The sequence below is a fragment of the Flavobacterium sp. YO12 genome (genome assembly GCF_004119495.1).
Classification (GTDB): domain Bacteria; phylum Bacteroidota; class Bacteroidia; order Flavobacteriales; family Flavobacteriaceae; genus Flavobacterium.
Genome location: NZ_NRQU01000167.1, coordinates 1 through 234, shown reverse-complemented (window position 1 = coordinate 234; position 234 = coordinate 1). Strand labels below are relative to the sequence as shown.

The 234-nt window shown below is 40.2% G+C and carries 1 protein-coding gene; it reads right to left on the bottom strand.

The window, feature by feature from the left end; all coding sequences use genetic code 11:
* On the bottom strand, window positions 1-234 hold a 234-nt coding region (locus BOW55_RS21005), incomplete at both ends, for a hypothetical protein (protein ID WP_164975100.1).

Below are 234 nucleotides of genomic sequence, written 5' to 3'. Positions count from 1 at the left end.
CCATTTACAAGTGCTGTTCCTGCCGAAACTACATTTCCGTCATTTGCGGCATCATACCAAGTTACATTACTTTCGTTTGTAACTAAATCAGAAACCAAAGCATTTGATGCTGAACAAAACTCTTGTGTTGCACTTCCTGTTGGTGCTCCTGCATTGTTTAGTATTGCAGTCACAGCTAAACGTCTAATGCTTTCGCAAGTTCCCGCTGTTAATGAACCATAATAAACTGTTCCA